Raw genomic sequence first — 18379 nt, forward strand, 5'->3', positions numbered from 1 at the left:
TAAATTATGGAAATACAATTTTTAGGTACAGGTGCTGGACAACCATCTAAGGGTAGAAATGTTTCAAGTACAGCATTAAAGCTTTTAGACGAATTAAATGAAATATGGCTTTTTGACGTTGGTGAAGCAACGCAACATCAAATTTTAGAAACAAATATTAAGCCCAGAAAGATTACTAAGATATTTATTTCTCATAATCATGGAGATCATATTTTTGGCTTGCCAGGATTATTATCATCAAGATCTTTTCAGGGAGATAGTGGTGGTCTTACTATTTATGGTCCAGCTGGTATTGAACAATTTGTGCAAATATCGCTAAAAGTTTCTAAAACTAAAATTACGTATCCAATTAAATATGTGATTTTGAAGGATGATGGTATTATTTTTGAAGATAAACAATTTGCAGTTTTTACAGCTAAGTTAGATCATAGAATTGAAAGTTATGGCTTTAGGGTTGTAGAAAAGCCTAGACCAGGAGAGTTACAAATGGATAAATTAAAGCAGTATAATTTACCCAATGGCCCCATTTTGGGCAGGCTTAAAGCAGGTGAGACAGTCGAATATAATGGTCACGTGTTAAATGGCAAAGATTTTTTAGGAAAACCTAGGTTAGGACGTATAGTATCCATAATTTATGATACTAGGCCTACAAATGTAATAGGTCAATTAGCCGAAGATGCTGATGTTTTAATTCATGAATCAACATTTAGTGGAATAGATAGTAAGATGGCACATCGATATTATCACTCTACTTGTGTAGACGCTGCTACAGTGGCACTTCAACATAATGTCAGAAGATTATTTTTAACTCATATATCAGCTCGTTACATAGGTAAAAATTCAAGAATTCTTGAAAAAGAAGCACAGAAGATTTTTTCTAATACTAAATTGGCTAATGATTTTGATTCTTATGAAATTAAAGCGAGGGATTGATTAAATGGAAAAGACTTTAGATAATAAGGTGGTTGCTATTACTGGGGCTTCTAGTGGTATAGGTAAATCAATTGCATTAGAATGTGCGAAAAATGGAGCAACTTTAATTCTTATATCTAGAAGTGTAGAAAAATTAAATAGCGTAGCAAAAGCTGTACAATCCTTATCTCAGGCACCAGTATATGTATATGCTACGGATGTTAGTAAAGTTGATCAGATAGATATGACGGTTGATCGTATTAAGCATGTAGTTGGTAGAGTTGATTATTTGGTTAATGCAGCAGGTTTTGGCATATTGGAAGATTTTATGCATATGGACATTAATACGTGTGAAGATATGTTTCGAACTAATGTAATTGGCTTGATGTATTTAACTCGTTTGCTGGCGGGAATGATGATTGATCAAAGAAATGGTCAAGTTATAAATTTTGGCTCGTTAGCAGGTAAAATCCCGACTGTTAAATCAGCAGTTTATAGTGCAACTAAGGCAGCCGTTATTCAATTTTCTAACGTATTGCGTTTAGAATTGAAGCCATTTAATGTTAAAGTTTTGACAGTAAATTGTGGTCCAGTGAAAACTAATTTTTTCAATATTGCTGATAAAAGTGGTAATTATTTAAGCAACGTTGATAGATTTATGTTGAATTCTGATTATGTTGCTAAACGTGTTGTAAAATTATTCGGTTGTTCTGTTAGAGAATTAAATCTTCCCTTTAGTTTAGCAGCATTAGCTAAATTATATCAGCTGTGTCCAACCTTAGGTGATTGGGCTAGCATTAAATTTGCAAGTAAAAAATAGCACTAATAGAATATTATGCTTGATTTATCGGGTATATATATGTATTATATTAATTATGTGAGTATAAGTGACCTTTAACATAGGTCCGTAAATCTCAATTCTATAATAAAGGAGATCTATTCAATGGCAGTTCCTGCAAGAAAAACTTCTAAGCAAAAGAAACGTTCACGTCGTGGTCACATTAAATTGAGTGTGCCTGCAATGCATTATGATGCAACTACTGGTGAATACCGTTTGGGTCACCGTGTTTCACCTAAGGGCTTCTACAAAGGTAAGCAAGTTCTTAACGAAACAAAAAAAGAAGATAACGAGTAATTTTCAAAGCACCTTAGTAAGGTGCTTTTTTTTTCTTCTTTTTTAAGCATACAAAAAAAACTCCGAAATTCTACTAATTCGAAGTTTTTACTAATATTATAAATTTTACTTAACTACATCAGATGCGTTTTTACTATCATTTTTTTTGATAATTGCAACTGTAGGAATAATTGCTGTAAATAATAGTCCAAATGCAGCACCTATTAAAGCTGATTCGCAGGGATTAAATGCCATTTGTGTTAATTTTGATCCAATAAATCCAATTATTTCGACGAAAATTACGGCCCATACCGTGGTGATAATATAACGCATAAAAATACCTTCTTCCGTTCGTATCTTAACAAAAATAATGTTTTTTATCAAGAATAAGTTAACAATATCTTTTAAATTTATACATGTGAAGTGACTATTTTGCTTTAAAGATCTCATTATCTGCAGATATTATTAATTAAAATCGTGTATTATAATTGTAATATGAATTATTAAATATTTGATGTGAAAGGATATACTAACAGATGGAAATTGCTGGGTTACAAAATATTTCAAGTTTCACATTATTAAAAAGCCCAATAAGTGTCGAACAACTTATAGGTTCAGCTAAAAAAAGAGGCTATAAGGCTATAGCTTTGACGGATATCAACTTTACTTATGGTTTAATAGATTTTTATAAAATAGCGAAATCTGAGGGTATTAAGCCATTATTAGGTATGCAATTGCGGATTAATGGTTTAATTAATGAAAATCAAAATTTTGATTTAATTGTTATAGCTAAAAATAATGTCGGTTATCAAAATATAATGCGATTATCTAGTGCGGTGAATTTAATTACAGAAAATGGAAAAAAAGAAATAGATGTTACCTTAAATAAGCTTCAAAAATATTTAGGTAATTTACATATTATCACTACTGCCAACCAACATAGTGAGTTGCGTGATTTGTTCTACCATAACTTTGATTTGATGCCCGATTATATCAGGAAGTTAGCAAAAATATTGCCCCAATCAAGTAATCTTTATCTAGGTGTTTTTGCTGATAAAAGTGAATCAAATTATATTAATTCAGTTAAGTCATTGAGTGAGCAGTTTAATCTTAAGTTAGTGGCTGTGGAAGACGTTCAATATATTGATCCACATGATGTTTTTTTACAAGAAGTTTTGCAGTCTATAGATGATAATCAGTCTATTAGAGATGGCTATGAATTGACGTTAAAACATGTGGGCAACCATTATTTAAAAACCAAAGATAAATTATGTGAGTCTTATAATTCTTTAGGTATTTTAGAGGCCTTAAGAAATACTAAACAAGTTTTTGATGATTCAAATGTTGAGATTAAATTTACTATGCCTCAATTACCTAAGTTTATTCAGCATAAATTTGATACGTCTTATGAGTTCTTGCATCATCTAGCTATGACAGGACTACAAGCTAAATTTAATAAGCATGATATCCCAGCCAAATATCTGAATAGATTAAAATATGAGTTGAAAATTATTGATGAAATGGGATTTAATGATTATTTTTTGATTGTATGGGATGTTATTAATTACTGCCACAGTATAGGTATATTAACTGGTCCAGGAAGAGGATCAGCTGCTGGTAGTTTGGTTGCATATTGTTTGAATATTACGCGAGTTGATCCTTTGAGGTACGATTTGCTCTTTGAACGATTTCTTAATCCTGCACGTCATCAAATGCCAGATATAGATTTAGATATTCCAGATAATAGGCGAAATGAAGTTGTTTTATATATGTTCCATAAGTATGGTATGGATCATGTTGCACAGATTTTATCATTTAGTACTTTTGCAGCAAAACAAGTTTTACACGATGTTGGCAATGCATTTTCTTTTAATAAAATTACTATTAATAGCTGGCAAAGGGCTATACCTAAAAGTAAGTCGAAAATCACTTTATCTGATGCATACAAATTATCTAAAGATTTTCGGATGTTGGTTAATGCTACAGAAAGTAATAAATTATTTTTTGAAGTTGCAAAGAAAATTGAAGGTCTGCCTCGACATTATTCTATTCATGCAGCTGGACTTGTTATTAGTGATATGTCTATTGCTAAAACGGTTGGATTGCAAAATGGGTCGTTAGGCATTCCGGTTACGCAGCAAACCAAAAAATATGTTGAAGCCTTAGGACTTTTAAAAATAGATTTTTTAGGATTATGTAATTTAACTATTTTGGATAATGCATTCAATGAAGTAAAAATGTCGGGTATAAAATTAGATATGGATAAGATACCCTTAGACGATCCAGCCACTATCAAACTTTTTCAAAAAGGTAAGACAGATGATATTTTTCAATTTGAATCTCAAGGCATTAGAAATGCCTTGAAAAAGATGCAGCCTAATAGTTTTGATGATATTGTTGCTATGAATGCTTTATATAGACCTGGTCCTATTAAAAATATAGATAGTTACATTAGAAGAAAAAATAAGGAAGAAAAGGTGGTATATCCAGATCCCGTACTTATTAATTTACTAAAACCAACTTATGGCATTATTATTTATCAAGAGCAAGTTATGAAAACTGCACAAATTTATGCAGGATTTTCATTAGGTGAAGCTGATTTATTAAGAAGAGCTATTTCCAGTAAAGATTCTATGGAAATGAAGAAAATCGGTGTTGACTTTGTGAATAGAGCTGTACAGCAGGGGCATTCAGCTTCTGCAGCGTCATCAATATTTGAATATATTTTGAAATTTTCAAATTATGGATTTAATAAGTCGCACTCTGTTGCTTATAGTAAAATGTCCTATTTGCTTGCTTATTTAAAAGTACATTATCCAAAGCAATTTTATGTGGCATTGCTGAATAGTAATATTTATGATAAACAGAAGGTCACAAAATATATTATGGATCTGAAAATGGATAATATTAAAATTACCCTGCCTGATATTAATTATTCAAAAAGAAATTTCTATATATCAGATAAAGGTGAAATTGTTACGGGATTGGATTCTATTATAGGCTTGCGAATGGATTTTGTAGAGCAAATTATGAACTTGCAACGACCTATTAAATCCTTAACTGATTTTTTATGGAAAATTGATACTAAATATTTATCGCCTGATATGATTGGCAATTTGATTAAATCTGGTGCTTTTGATAAGTTACATAAAAATCGCTCGGCCTTGTTAGCTAGTTACGAGGATTTACTTATTTGCATTAAAATGTCAGGTGGTAATAATGTTTTATTTCAAGCTTTAGAACCTAAGGAATTAGATATAAAAATGCCTTCTAATGCTCAAAAAGAAGAGTGGGAGACATCTGTTTTGGGGTTTAGTCCGCAAATCGATCCTATTTTAGCTGCACAGATATATGCTAAAAAGTATGGTTTTAAGCCTTTCTCAGACTTCACTTTTTATGATGAAGGTGTTAGTGTTGGAAAGATGATGGATATTAAAGTAATTACTACCAAAAATAATAAGAAAATGGCTTTTGCAAAATTTAACGATTTGCATGAAACTGTTGATTTTGTTATTTTTCCAGCAGTTTATGAATCTATTAAGTCTATTTTGTCTGTTGGAAAAGTTTATTTGTTGAAAATTGAAACGCAAACTGATAAGTTTAATGCTAATAAATTCAAGTTTATATTGCTATCAGTTAAACAAATTGATCTTAAATAGTATGATTTATTTAATAATGTAATAATGATACCGATAACATAAAAATTCAACTTTTAGATAGTATAAGACAACTATCAAAAAAAATGGTAATATAAAGATGATGTGAGTAAAATTCAGAATTATCGTAGAGGTGAATTCATGAAAAGAATTGGTATTTTAACTAGTGGTGGTGATGCTCCTGGTATGAATGCTGCAGTTAGAGCAGTTACTAGAACAGCTTTAGCTAATGGAGTAGAGGTATTTGGAATACGTTATGGTTATGCAGGATTAGTAGCTGGTGATATATTTCAAATGACTTCTGCAACTGTCGCAGATAAAATTGAGCGTGGTGGTACCTTTCTTTATTCTGCACGTTTCCCAGAATTTGCACAAAAAGAAGTGCAATTAAAGGGAATTGAGCAGTTAAAGAAACATGGTATTGAAGCACTTGTTGTTATCGGTGGCGATGGTTCATACCATGGTGCATTAAGATTAACAGAACATGGTTATAATGCCATAGGTCTTCCTGGATCAATTGATAATGATATTCCTTACACTGATTATACAATTGGCTTTGACACTGCATGTAATACTGCAATGGAAGCTATTGATAAGATTCGTGATACTGCTACAAGTCACCAACGTGTATTTGTTGTAAATGTTATGGGTCGTGATTGTGGGGATATTGCACTTCATGTAGGTGTTGCTACTGGTGCAGATGCTATTGTAGTTCCAGAAGAAGAATATGACATTAAAGAAATTGCTGAAACTTTGAAACAAGGTTTTGCTAATGGCAAGAAACATGGTCTTGTTGTTGTTGCAGAAGGTGTCATGAATGCAGAAGACTTCAAAAATGAACTTTTGAAGTATGGTGATTTCGATGCTCGTGCTAATGTATTAGCACATATGCAAAGAGGTGGAAATCCAACTGTTCGTGATCGTGTATTGTCAAGCAAGATGGGTGCTTATGCAGTTAAGTTATTGCTCGATGGTAAAGGCGGTTTAGCTGTCGGTATCGAAAATAACAAGTTAATTGCACATAGTATACTAGACTTGTTTGATGCTAAGCATCAAGGAGATTATTCGTTATATTCTTTAAATAAAGATATGGCTAAGTAATTTTGCATTAATAAATATTTTATAGGAGATTTTATAGATGAAGAAAACTAAGATTGTTAGTACTTTAGGACCAGCCTCAAATGATATTGAAACAATTACCAAATTGGCAGAAGCTGGTGCAAACATTTTCCGTTTCAATTTTTCACACGGTGATCACCCTGAACATGCTGAACGTATGAGAATGGTTCGTGAAATTGAGAAGAAAACAGGCTTATTATTAGGAGTTCTTCTTGATACCAAAGGTGCTGAAATTAGAACTACTGATCAAGAAGGCGGTAAGTTTATTATCAATACTGGTGATAAGATTAGAATCTCAATGGATGCTACCAAAGTAGGTAACAAAGACAAGATTCATGTTACTTATCCAGGATTATATAGTGATACTAAGGTTGGCGGTCATGTTTTAATCGATGACGGTTTAGTAGACTTGCTTATCTTAGAAAAAGATGAAGCTAATCAAGAACTTGTTTGTGAAGCTCAAAACACAGGTAAAATTGGTTCTAAGAAAGGTGTTAATGCACCAGGTGTTGAAATCCGCCTCCCAGGTATTACTGAAAAAGATACTGATGATATCAAATTTGGTTTAACACAAGGTATTAACTTTATTGCTGCTTCATTTGTTCGTAAAGCACAAGATGTTTTGGATATCAGACAATTACTTGAAGAAGGTCATTGTGAATATGTAAAGATCTTCCCTAAGATTGAATCTCAAGAAGGTATTGACAATATTGATGAAATTTTGAAAGTATCAGATGGTTTGATGATTGCTCGTGGTGACATGGGTGTTGAAATTCCATTTATCAATGTGCCATTTGTACAAAAAGAATTGATCAAGAAGTGTAACAGATTAGGTAAGCCAGTTATAACTGCTACTCAAATGCTTGACTCTATGCAAGAACATCCACGTCCAACTCGTGCTGAAGTTACTGACGTTGCTAATGCTGTTTTGGATGGTACTGATGCTACTATGCTTTCAGGTGAATCTGCTAATGGTCTTTACCCTGTTAACTCAGTTAAAGCTATGGCTGATATTGATATGCGTACTGAAAAGCAACTTGCAGAGCGTAATAGCTTGGCTCTTCAAAGATTTGAAGAATACCAAGGTTCTAATGTTACTGAAGCAATTGGTGAATCCGTTGTTAGAACTGCAGAAGAATTGGGCGTTAAGACTATTATCGCTGCTACTGAATCAGGTTATACTGCACGTATGATTTCTAAGTATCGTCCAAATGCAGATATTATTGCTATGACATTTGACGAAAAGACACAACATTCATTGGGAGTTGTTTGGGGTGTTAAACCAATGTTGGTTGAAAAGCCAAAGACTACTGAAGAAATGTTTGATAAAGCTGCAGAATTGGCTAAGGAATCTGGACTTGCTAAAGATGGTGATTTAGTAATCATCGTAGCAGGTGTGCCTTTGGGTCAAACTGGTACTACAAACTTGATGAAATTACAATTAATCGGTACACAACTTGTTAAAGGTTTAGGTGTAGGTGAACAATCAGTTATAGGTAGTGCTGTTGTTGTTGATTCTGCAGAAGATGCAAATAACAAAGTACAAGAAGGCGATATTTTAGTTGCTAAGACTACTAACAAAGATTATTTACCTGCTATTAAGAAAGCATCTGCTTTAGTAGTTGAAGCATCTGGTTTAACTAGTCATGCAGCAGTTGTAGGACTTTCATTGGGAATTCCTGTTGTTGTTGGTGCTACTGATGCTGTAAGCAAGGTTAAAGATGGTTCTAAGATCACTGTTGATGCACGTCGTGGAGCAGTATACTTAGGCGAAGCCTCAAATATTTAAATTAGAGTAATTTAAAATAATAAAGAATCTAGATATGTTGTCTAGATTCTTTTATTTTTCTTGATTTTAATTTATACTTATCATAATAATGATTATGTAAAGATGAGGAATAATATGCTTGGAAAAATTGTTTCTGGTAAAGTAATTGATAAAAATACTAATGCATTTTTTGTTCAGGTTTCAGGTGTGACCTTTGAGTTGAATAATGTTGAACTTACACAAGAAGAACCATTAAAACTCGGTGACATAGTTAAAGGATTTGTTTATGAAAATAAAAATCATAAGCATGTGATGACGCAATTTTATCCTTTTGCTCAAGAAGATCAATATGGATGGTCAACTGTTACAGAAGTTAGAAAAGATTTGGGTGTGTTTTTAGATATAGGATTGAAAGATAAGGATGTTGCACTTTCGTTAGATGATTTGCCATTAGATAAAAGTAGATGGCCTAAGAAAGGTGACCGTTTATTAGTCAGGTTAGAGACAGACCATAAAGATAGAATATGGGCAAAATTAGCTGATGGTGATGTATTTACTCAACTAGCTGCTAATTATCCCAATAATTTGATGAATAAAGAATTAACTGGTACAGTGTATTTGACATATGAAATTGGTGCCTTTTTAATAACAACCGATTTTTATTTAGCGTTTATTCATGAATCACAATCATATAGACCGTTACGTCTAGGAGAACAAGTTACTGGACGGGTAATTGGTAATAGTCAGTATGGTAGGTTAAATATGAGTGTGTTACCACGTAATTATGAAGAAATAGATGATGATGCACAGATGATTTTGGTTAGTTTAAATCGTGAAAGCACAAAGTCCTTACCATTTTGTGATAGATCAGATGCTAACTTAATTAAACAACATTTTGGTATTTCTAAATCAGCCTTTAAGCGTGCTTTAGGTCATTTGCTGAAAGCAAAATTAATTACTGTTGATAATGACGCTGGCGTTATTAGTTTATTTGATAAGGTTGAAAATGATGAATGATAGTCTTGAAGATTATTTGCGTTTTGCCCAAATTGAACGTGGATTGAGTAATAATACTTTATTATCCTATCGGCAAGATTTATTGGAGTATTTCTCATTTTTAAAATCATTGGGTATTACTACATGGGAAGTAGACGCTTTAATTATCGATTCGTTTTTAGCACAAGAGCGTGATAAAGGAAAAGCTATTGCAAGTATTAGTCGTATGTTATCAAGTTTGAGAAAATTTTATCAATGGTTGTTTAGACAAAATTTGATTAAACAAGATCCTCTTTTGAGAATTGATTCTCCGAAAAAAGAAAAAAGGTTACCTACTGCTCTGAGTACTACAGAGGTGACTAAATTGATTAATATGCCTGATACTACAACAGATTTAGGAATTAGAGATCGTGCAATTTTAGAGACTTTGTATGCTACTGGTATGCGAGTAAGTGAAGTTATTAATCTAAATGAGGATAGTATTCATGAAGAATTGCATTTAATTAAAGTATTTGGTAAGGGATCAAAGCAAAGACTCATACCTATCAGTAATGTTGCTATGTCATGGATAAAAAAGTATCAGATTACAGTGAGAAATAAAACGCTCTTAGAATCTGGCAAATTTGAAAAAGCAATATTTTTAAATAGTAGGGGAGGAAAAATTACTAGACAGGCCGTTTGGCAAATGATAAAACGTTATTGCCAATTAGCAGGGATCAATAAAAATGTTACTCCACATACATTACGCCATACATTTGCAACACATTTATTAGAAAATGGTGCAGATTTGCGTATTGTTCAAGAAATTTTGGGCCATAGTGATATTTCTACCACACAGATTTATACTAATTTAACTCAAAAACATATTATGGATGTTTATAAACGTACACATCCTCGTATTTAAGGTAGTTGCTATGTTATATAAATATAAAAACAATTATGAAAAAATAGTTATGGGATATTTGTCCTATTTTGATGAGTTTAAGATTTTAAAAAATTTGCTTGCAGAAATAAAATTGTATAATGAAAGTGATATATATACTGTTTATTTATATCGTAGTAATCCCACAGTTGATTTTCAAGGCGTAGTTTGTGTGCAAGTGGAAGCTGAGTTTGTTGTCATTAGATATGTATCTATTAATCCTAGCTATGATCGTGAAAAGATAATAGAAATGATTATGAAGGAATTGCATGAATTATATCAAAATAGATTATTATGTACGATGCCTGATTATGCATATTTAATGAAATATATAGAGGAATCTGATACATGATAGATGATACTAATTTGAATCTTGAACTGCCTAATTTTTCAGGTCCGTTAGATTTGTTACTACATTTAATTAAATCACAGAAGATTGATATTTATGATATTCCGATAGCTAAGATTACAAGTCAATATTTAGCTTACTTAAGTAAGTGGCAAACTTTGGATTTAAAAATTGCTGGTGAATATTTTGTGATGGCTTCTTCATTGCTTAAAATTAAATCGCAATATTTGTTGCCTAAAAATGATTTTGATAATGAAATAATAGAAGATGACGATCCTAGAGAAGAGTTAGTAGAACAGTTAGTACAATATTCGATATTTAAGAAAATATCAGAATTTTTAGATGAAAGACAGAAAAGTGCACCTATCACTGTAGCTAAAGAGCCATCTGTTGCTTCGCAAAAGAAAGTTAGTTTATTGCCATTTGGAGAAATTTCAAGTAAGCAATTAGCTCGTGCTTTTTTTGTTGTTTTGCAACGGTTTCAACACAAAAATAATGTTGGTGAAGTTAATATTAAAGAAGTATCGATTGAAGATATGGTTCTATGGCTTTCTTCTAAATTACATTCTGCACATAAATTAAGTTTTTTTGAATTAAGTGCAGAACTAACCACAGTTGATGAATTAATATCATTATTTTTGGCAATTTTGGAGTTATGTAGAAATCAAAAGATTAAAGTGTATCAAGAAAGTGATTTTGAAGATTTAGTGATAGAAAGTTTAGTTGCATAAAATGAGTAAAGAGGCACAATTAGAAGCAATATTGTATTTAGCAGGAGATGAAGGTATTACAGAAGATCAGTTATCGCAATTATTAGATATTCCTGCTTTGCAATTACATGAGATAATAAAAAAGACCAAAGATAAATTAGAAGATGATCACGATTGTGGGTTGAGTATCTTAAGGGTTAATGATGTTATAAAATTAGTAACAAAAAATTCATGTTCAGACATTGTAGGTAAATATTTCCAAAAAGATTTGAATAAAAACCTTAGTCAATCTGCTTTAGAAGTTTTATCTATTGTTGCATATAGACAACCAATCACAAGAATTGAGATTGATGATATTCGTGGTGTTAATTCTGCAGGTGCAATTCAAACATTAATATGGCGAGGATTAGTCGAAATCAGTGGCAAGAAAGAAGTAGCAGGGCATCCAAATTTGTATGTTACTACTGAATATTTTTTGCAATATTTTGGTTATCAATCTTTAGACGATCTGCCTTTGATAGAAAGTTTTTCAGATTCAGTTATAGATAGTCAACAAGTAGAACTATTTAATAATAGTGACGATATTTAATTAATAAGAGGAGTAAATATGAAATTAAGATTGCAAAAAGTTATTGCTGAAGCAGGAATAGCATCAAGAAGAAAGGCTGAAATACTTATTACCTCGGGCCAAGTTACAGTAAATGGAAATCTTGTTACGACATTGGGAACTAAAGTGGACGATAACGATAAAATTGAAGTTAATGGAGTTCCTATCCATAAAGAACAGTTACATACGTATCTTTTGTATAAACCACGTAATGTTGTATCAACTGTAAGTGATAATAAGGGTCGAAAAACAGTAACCGATTTTTTTAAAGATTTACCTTATAGATTATATCCAGTAGGGCGGTTGGATTATGATACATCTGGCTTGTTATTAATGACTAATGATGGTGAACTTGCTAACCGTTTGATGCATCCTAAAAATGAAATTGAAAAAGTTTATGTAGCTAAAATTAGCGGCTTTTTAACTGCTAGTGAGATATATGATTTAAAACATGGTGTAACAATTGATGGTAGGAAGACAGCACCAGCTAAAGTCAAAATCATTAAAACAGATAAGAATCGCAATATTCAGTTGGTTCAGTTGACTATTCATGAAGGTCATTATCATCAAGTAAAAAATATGTTTAAAGCAGTTAATCATTTGGTTGATAAATTATCACGTGAACGTTATGCTTTTCTAACTTTGAAATCATTGATTTCGGGTGAATATAGAGAGTTGACACATGAAGAAATTAACAAATTAAAACATAGTGAAAATTAATTTCATATATATTTTTTGTATGTGTTAAAATATAAGGGAGATTAAGTCTATATAGGAGATATTATTATGAATAAAGACTCAGAAGAACCTATTAAACATTATGAAAGACCAAGTACTCCTCGAGGTAGTGTGCAGAAAACTTCATCGGCAGGAAATACTAAACGCAGAATACGATCTGTTCCTTCATCTACAGTTGCTAAGAGAAAAAGTAAAAGACGCAGTATATTGGTCTTAGCTACATTAGTTTTATTATTTTTGGTGTGTGTTCCTTTAGTTATAGCACATTTTACATCACGCTCTGATAATGATAGTCAAAAGTCGGAATTGGTGCATAACCGTGACTCAAAAGACAGTCATAAAAAGAAAAAACACGAGAAAAAGTCTGATGATGATGATGATGATGCAGATAAGGATGATTCGTCTAGTGACGATTCATCTAATGAAAAAAGTAATGACAGTTCAACCACTACAGCATCTAATAATACCCAAGATAGTAGTCATAACAGTAATAGTTCAGCTGCATCTACTAAAACTACTCATGTAAATCAACATAAAGGTGTGAGTGCTAAGGCTAGTCATAGTAAGGCTGCAACTTCTAAGGCCAAGGTCGAGCATAAAGTCGACAAGGGATCTGAAAAAGGCAAAGATAATGGTAGTAAAAAAGATGACAAAGCAAAAGATGATAAGAAATCCAATGCAAATGATAAAAAGTCAGATAGTGCTAAATCATCTAATACGGAAAAAGAGTCGAAAGAAAAGTCTTCTGAAAATAAGAAATAATCGAAAGTGTGCAGTACATCTGCACACTTTTAATTTACATTTGTTGAAATATATATTATTATAATAAAAAAAGTATGTTGTCTTCAGGGCAAGGTGAAATTCCTGACCGGCGGTAAATCAGTCCGCGAGCTTTTTAGCAGAATCCACAAGGATACCGATAGTATAGTCTAGATGAAAGAAGACAGACATTTTTTTACCTACTTAGTATATGTAATTAAAGTCTGTTGTTCTTTGGACGACGGACTTTTTATTATTTAGGAGGTTTTTTTTATGAAGCGATATCAAAAAGTTAATAATATTAATGAATTGAAAATACTATTATTGTCGATGATGTTAGGAGTTTTTTCCTTTATAGTTATGCAAATATCTATTCCGATCATTCCTGGGGCATCATTTTTGAAACTTGATTGTTCAGACATTATTATTATGGTTTCATTTTTCGTATTTAATCCTATTGTAGGATCTACAGTAGCTATTGTTAGGGGGATATTATGTTTAATAATAGGGGGATTTAATTTAATAGCATTATTAGTTCAAATAGCAGCTTTAGTAGCGAGTTTATGCTATATTTTTCCCATATATTGTTGGTCTAAAAATAAAATGTACATGTTAAAGCATAAAATCATAGGTATTCTTTTAGGTACATGTGGGTTGACAATATCAATGTCAATAATTAATTACTATGTTTTGCTTCCTTTGTATATGCAACTGGTTAATTTTAGAATAAATGATTTAATGGCTTACATATTATTTTTAATAGCTCCATTTAATCTTATAAAGGGAATTATTAATGGTATATTATTTTTGATATTATCCAACAAAATAATACCTACTTTGCAAAAGTTTATAGAAAAAAATTGTTAATGATAACTTGTTTTTAAAATTGTAATATTTTTCCATATATTTATGTTAAAATCAGTAACTAGATAATAACATGAGGTGTTTTAGTTAATGCAAGTAGCAATTGATGGACCTGCATCTGCAGGAAAAAGTACAGTAGCTAAAATAATAGCTAAAAATATGGGATATATTTATTTAGACACAGGTGCAATGTATCGTGCATGTACTTTAGTCGCTAAACAAAATCACTTAGCATATGATGATCAAAGTGGAATTTTGAAAGCTTTAAATAATAATATTATATCTTTTAAAAATATAAATGATGATCAAAGAGTTTATATCAATGATAAAGATGTCTCTTTTGATATTAGAACTCCAGAGATAACTGCAAATGTATCGCAAGTTTCAGCATTATCAGAAATTAGAAAGAAAATGGTAGAAATTCAACGAAAAATTGCTGGTGAGAATAATATAATTATGGATGGTAGAGATATTGGGACTACAGTCTTGCCTAATGCTGATGTTAAGATATTTTTGATTGCCAGTGTAGCTTCTAGAGCTAAAAGAAGATATTTGGATTTTAAAGAAAAGGGCATTAATCAAAATTTAACTGATATTGAGAAAGATATTGCAGATAGAGATTATAAGGATATGCATAGGCAAATATCTCCTTTAAGAAAGGCTGAAGATGCATATCAGGTTGACACGACAGATATGTCTATTGATCAAGTTGTTAACAAGTTGACCCAAATAATTAAAAAAAATAAAAAAAATAAATAAAAGTGTAGAAAAAACATTCGTTTTCCTATAAAATGGAAGATGATATTGGGAGGTAAATATGTCAGATAATAGTAATCAATTCTTAGATGCGTTGAAGCAAATGCAAGGAGTTGAAGTTGGAAGCATTGTAGAAGTGGAAGTTCTAAATGTGGAAGACGGTCAACTTACTGTTGGTGTTGTTAATGAAGGTGTAGAAGGTATTATCATCAAGCGTGAATTCACTGCAGATCGTAATGCCAATTTGCAAAGCTTGGTTAAGCCAGGTGATAAGTTTAAAGCTTTAGTTCTTAGAAAAGCTGGCGGTGATAAAGAAAATGGTGAGTTCTTCTTCTCTGTTACACGATTGAAAGAAAGAGAAGCATATTCTGAACTTGAGAAAGTTTATGCTGAGGGTAACACTGTAGAAGGTGTTGTAACAGGTGCCGTACGTGGCGGTTTGTTGGTAGATGTTGGAACTCGTGGATTTTTACCTGCATCCCTTATTTCTAATCGTTATGTTTCTGATCTTAAGCCATATATCGGTAAGAAGATGAACTTAAAGATTACAGAAATTGATCCTAATAAGAACCGATTGATTCTTTCTAGAAAAGATTTAATTGAAGAAGAACGTGAAGAGGCTTTTGAATCTGTTGCTAATCAATTAGTAGTAGGTGATACTATAGAAGGTAAAGTATCACGTTTAACAGGGTTTGGTGCATTCATCAATGTTGGTGGTGTAGATGGTTTGGTTCATATTTCAGAAATTTCATACAAGCACATTGATAAGCCAAGTGATGTTTTGAAAGTTGGCCAAGAAGTTAAAGTAAAAGTTATTGGCATTGATGATGATAGACGTCGAATCTCCCTTTCAATTAAGCAAACTTTACCATCTCCGTTTGAAGAAGCAACTTCTGAGTTACATGAAGGCGATGTTATTGATGGAGAAGTTAAATCTTTGACTTCTTTCGGTGCTTTTATAGAAGTTGCTAGTGGAATTCAAGGATTGGTACATGTTTCAGAAATTTCCAATAAGCGTGTTGAAAAGCCTAGTGATTTCTTGAAGGTTGGTCAAACTGTTAAGGTTAAAGTATTAGGTATCGATCCTAGTGATAAGAGAATTTCTCTTTCAATTAAGCAAACTGAATCAGATAATAAGAGTAATGAATCTCGTCCACGTCATGAGGATAATGTTGCTAAAAAGTATATGAGTGATGGTGATAATGGATTTGCTTTAGGAGATCTTATTGGAGATCAATTGAAGGATTAGGTCTTATTTACCATTAAAATAGAGCTGATGTATTTCAGTTCTTTTTTTTGTTAAAAGGAGGAGATAATATGTCTTTACCTGTAGTAGCTTTGGTTGGTAGACCTAATGTAGGAAAATCAACGATTTTTAATCGAATTATAAATTCACGTGTAGCTATTGTAGAGGATCAACCAGGTGTTACTAGAGATAGAATTTATGCTAATGCTCAATGGATGGGTAAGCAATTTGTCTTAGTAGATACTGGTGGTATTACTTTTGAAGATAATGTAATTGAAGAGCAAATTAAGACTCAAGCGGAGATTGCGATCAATGAAGCTGATGTAATTGTCATGTTAAGTGATGTTACTGGACATGTGACTAATTTGGATGAAACCATTGCTAAAATTTTATATAAAGCTAAGAAACCGATAATACTAGCTATTAATAAAGCTGATAATCCAGAACAAAGAAATGATATATATGACTTTTATTCTTTAGGATTAGGCGATCCTATTCCAGTATCAGGTAGTCATGGTACGGGATTAGGTGATCTTTTGGATGCTATTGTTTCAAAATTCAATGGAAATAATACGACTGATGATGATAATAATATACGTTTTAGCATCATTGGACGACCTAATGTGGGTAAATCTTCTATAGTTAATTCTATTTTAGGTGAAAATCGGGTTATTGTGGCTGACATGGAAGGTACAACGAGAGATGCTATTGATACTATTTTTGAAAAAGATGGTCAAAAGTATACCATTGTTGATACAGCCGGAATAAGACGTAAAGGTAAGGTATATGAAAAAGTTGAAAAATATTCAGTTATGAGGTCTATATCTGCTATAGAACAAAGTGATGTTGCAATTATCGTTATAGATGCTAGTGTAGGTATTATAGAACAAGATAAACATATTGCTGGATATGCACATGATGCTGGAAAAGGCGTAATTATTGCTGTTAATAAATGGGATGTGCCTTCTAAGACCACTACAAGCATGCAAGATTTTGTTAAGGTTATTAGACAAGAATTTCAATATTTAGATTATGCTCCAATTGTATTTGTTTCAGCTAAAACGGGACAAAGAATTGAAGATATTGTTTCTTTAGTTAAAAATGTTAAAGAAAATCAACAAAGAAGAATTCAATCCAGTGTTTTAAATGATTTATTATTAGATGCAACTAGGATTACGCCTACGCCATTAGTAAATGGTAAACGATTAAGAATATATTATATGACGCAAGTAGCTGTTGTCCCACCTACATTTGTTGTTTTTGTTAATGATCCTGAACTATTACACTTTTCATATAAACGTTTTTTGATTAATCAAATGAGACAGAATTTTAATTTTGAGGGAACTCCCATTAAAATATTGGCTAGAAAAAGAAAATAGGAAAAAAAGCTTGTCGTTATGCTCTTTATATGCTATTTTTAAATGCAGGGGCATGATGTTTATTTTTCGTCATTCTTCATTTATCCCGTTTGGAGATGAATTTTTGAACTTTTAAATGAAGTTCAATTTCAGGAGGTGAAAGCAAATGGCAAATAAAGCTGACTTGGTTTCTTTGGTAGCATCAAATACTAAGTTAAGTAAAAAAGAAGCAGCTGATGCTGTAGATTTAGTTTTTAACTTTGTAAAAGAGACTTTATCTAAAGATGAAAAAGTTCAATTGATTGGGTTCGGTACTTTTGAAGTACGTGAGCGTGCTGCACGTAAAGGACGTAATCCTCAAACAGGAGCTGAAATTGAAATTCCAGCTTCTAAAGTTCCTGCATTTAAGCCTGGTAAGGCTCTTAAGGAAGCAGTTAAATAATTGGATTTTCATTCAATTTAAAACATCAGATCTTTTATGGTCTGATGTTTTTGTTATTAATTT

General features: G+C 31.9%; 19 protein-coding genes and 1 riboswitch. Of the genes, 18 read left to right on the forward strand and 1 reads right to left on the reverse strand.

The genetic code is table 11. From position 1 onward, the window contains the following. Nucleotides 1-6: 6 nt before the first annotated feature. The 3 genes from rnz to rpmF all read left to right on the forward strand — a co-directional run bounded on the left by rnz (nucleotide 7) and on the right by rpmF (nucleotide 2047). Nucleotides 7-933, forward strand: coding sequence for a ribonuclease Z (rnz, locus tag G6Z82_RS03025; RefSeq protein ID WP_006731917.1), 927 nt, complete (start codon nucleotides 7-9; stop codon nucleotides 931-933). 4 nt (nucleotides 934-937) lie between these two features. Further along, a complete protein-coding gene (locus G6Z82_RS03030; RefSeq protein ID WP_006733360.1) occupies nucleotides 938-1732 on the forward strand; it encodes an SDR family NAD(P)-dependent oxidoreductase in 795 nt (264 codons plus the stop codon). Nucleotides 1733-1855: 123 nt separating this feature from the next. Continuing rightward, nucleotides 1856-2047 carry a 50S ribosomal protein L32 gene (rpmF, locus tag G6Z82_RS03035; protein ID WP_006729996.1) on the forward strand — a complete coding sequence of 64 codons (192 nt, stop codon included), beginning with the start codon at nucleotides 1856-1858 and terminating at the stop codon, nucleotides 2045-2047. 105 nt (nucleotides 2048-2152) lie between these two features. Here the strand turns inward: rpmF and G6Z82_RS03040 are convergent, their stop codons facing one another. After that, nucleotides 2153-2359: a YjzD family protein gene (locus G6Z82_RS03040; RefSeq protein ID WP_006731929.1), complete on the reverse strand. Its 207-nt coding sequence runs from the start codon at nucleotides 2357-2359 to the stop codon at nucleotides 2153-2155. Nucleotides 2360-2562: 203 nt separating this feature from the next. Between G6Z82_RS03040 and G6Z82_RS03045 the strand changes: the two genes are divergently transcribed. The 15 genes from G6Z82_RS03045 (at nucleotide 2563) to G6Z82_RS03115 (ending at nucleotide 18316) form a co-directional block, all read left to right on the forward strand. Continuing rightward, the gene (locus tag G6Z82_RS03045; protein ID WP_164785783.1) at nucleotides 2563-5685 is read left to right on the forward strand and encodes a DNA polymerase III subunit alpha; all 3123 of its coding nucleotides are present in this window, start codon (nucleotides 2563-2565) and stop codon (nucleotides 5683-5685) included. A gap of 138 nt (nucleotides 5686-5823) precedes the next feature. Beyond that, complete coding sequence (gene pfkA / locus G6Z82_RS03050) at nucleotides 5824-6783, forward strand: 6-phosphofructokinase (protein ID WP_006730888.1); 960 nt, start codon at nucleotides 5824-5826, stop codon at nucleotides 6781-6783. A gap of 37 nt (nucleotides 6784-6820) precedes the next feature. Then, entirely contained in the window at nucleotides 6821-8590 is a 1770-nt protein-coding gene (pyk, locus tag G6Z82_RS03055) for a pyruvate kinase (RefSeq protein WP_006729992.1), read from the forward strand. Nucleotides 8591-8704: 114 nt separating this feature from the next. Next, nucleotides 8705-9586, forward strand: coding sequence for a CvfB family protein (locus tag G6Z82_RS03060; protein WP_006732799.1), 882 nt, complete (start codon nucleotides 8705-8707; stop codon nucleotides 9584-9586). Further along, nucleotides 9579-10469: a site-specific tyrosine recombinase XerD gene (gene xerD / locus G6Z82_RS03065; RefSeq protein WP_006732783.1), complete on the forward strand. Its 891-nt coding sequence runs from the start codon at nucleotides 9579-9581 to the stop codon at nucleotides 10467-10469. The genes G6Z82_RS03060 and xerD overlap by 8 nt, the downstream gene beginning before the upstream one ends. 10 nt (nucleotides 10470-10479) lie before the next feature. Continuing rightward, a complete protein-coding gene (locus G6Z82_RS03070) occupies nucleotides 10480-10839 on the forward strand; it encodes a hypothetical protein (protein WP_006733169.1) in 360 nt (119 codons plus the stop codon). Continuing rightward, on the forward strand, nucleotides 10836-11567 hold the full coding sequence (locus G6Z82_RS03075) for a segregation and condensation protein A (protein WP_006730885.1): 732 nt from the start codon (nucleotides 10836-10838) through the stop codon (nucleotides 11565-11567). The genes G6Z82_RS03070 and G6Z82_RS03075 overlap by 4 nt, the downstream gene beginning before the upstream one ends. 1 nt (nucleotide 11568) lies before the next feature. Then, nucleotides 11569-12135 carry an SMC-Scp complex subunit ScpB gene (scpB, locus tag G6Z82_RS03080; RefSeq protein WP_006730879.1) on the forward strand — a complete coding sequence of 189 codons (567 nt, stop codon included), beginning with the start codon at nucleotides 11569-11571 and terminating at the stop codon, nucleotides 12133-12135. 18 nt (nucleotides 12136-12153) lie between these two features. Continuing rightward, nucleotides 12154-12873 carry a pseudouridine synthase gene (locus G6Z82_RS03085; protein ID WP_006729986.1) on the forward strand — a complete coding sequence of 240 codons (720 nt, stop codon included), beginning with the start codon at nucleotides 12154-12156 and terminating at the stop codon, nucleotides 12871-12873. A 66-nt stretch (nucleotides 12874-12939) separates the two neighbouring features. Beyond that, entirely contained in the window at nucleotides 12940-13653 is a 714-nt protein-coding gene (locus G6Z82_RS03090; protein WP_164785784.1) for a hypothetical protein, read from the forward strand. Between the two features lie 75 nt (nucleotides 13654-13728). Next, a riboswitch (FMN riboswitch) is annotated at nucleotides 13729-13840 on the forward strand. An 83-nt stretch (nucleotides 13841-13923) separates the two neighbouring features. Then, nucleotides 13924-14517, forward strand: coding sequence for an ECF transporter S component (locus G6Z82_RS03095; protein WP_164785785.1), 594 nt, complete (start codon nucleotides 13924-13926; stop codon nucleotides 14515-14517). Between the two features lie 87 nt (nucleotides 14518-14604). Next, complete coding sequence (gene cmk, locus G6Z82_RS03100) at nucleotides 14605-15273, forward strand: (d)CMP kinase (protein ID WP_006729983.1); 669 nt, start codon at nucleotides 14605-14607, stop codon at nucleotides 15271-15273. A 58-nt stretch (nucleotides 15274-15331) separates the two neighbouring features. Beyond that, nucleotides 15332-16519 (forward strand): 30S ribosomal protein S1, encoded by a 1188-nt coding sequence (rpsA, locus tag G6Z82_RS03105; protein WP_006729982.1) that lies wholly within the window; start codon nucleotides 15332-15334, stop codon nucleotides 16517-16519. Between the two features lie 68 nt (nucleotides 16520-16587). Further along, a complete protein-coding gene (der, locus tag G6Z82_RS03110; RefSeq protein WP_006730871.1) occupies nucleotides 16588-17895 on the forward strand; it encodes a ribosome biogenesis GTPase Der in 1308 nt (435 codons plus the stop codon). A 145-nt stretch (nucleotides 17896-18040) separates the two neighbouring features. Further along, on the forward strand, nucleotides 18041-18316 hold the full coding sequence (locus G6Z82_RS03115; protein ID WP_006729980.1) for an HU family DNA-binding protein: 276 nt from the start codon (nucleotides 18041-18043) through the stop codon (nucleotides 18314-18316). Nucleotides 18317-18379 lie beyond the last annotated feature (63 nt).

Source organism: Lactobacillus iners (assembly GCF_011058775.1).
Taxonomy (GTDB): domain Bacteria; phylum Bacillota; class Bacilli; order Lactobacillales; family Lactobacillaceae; genus Lactobacillus; species Lactobacillus iners.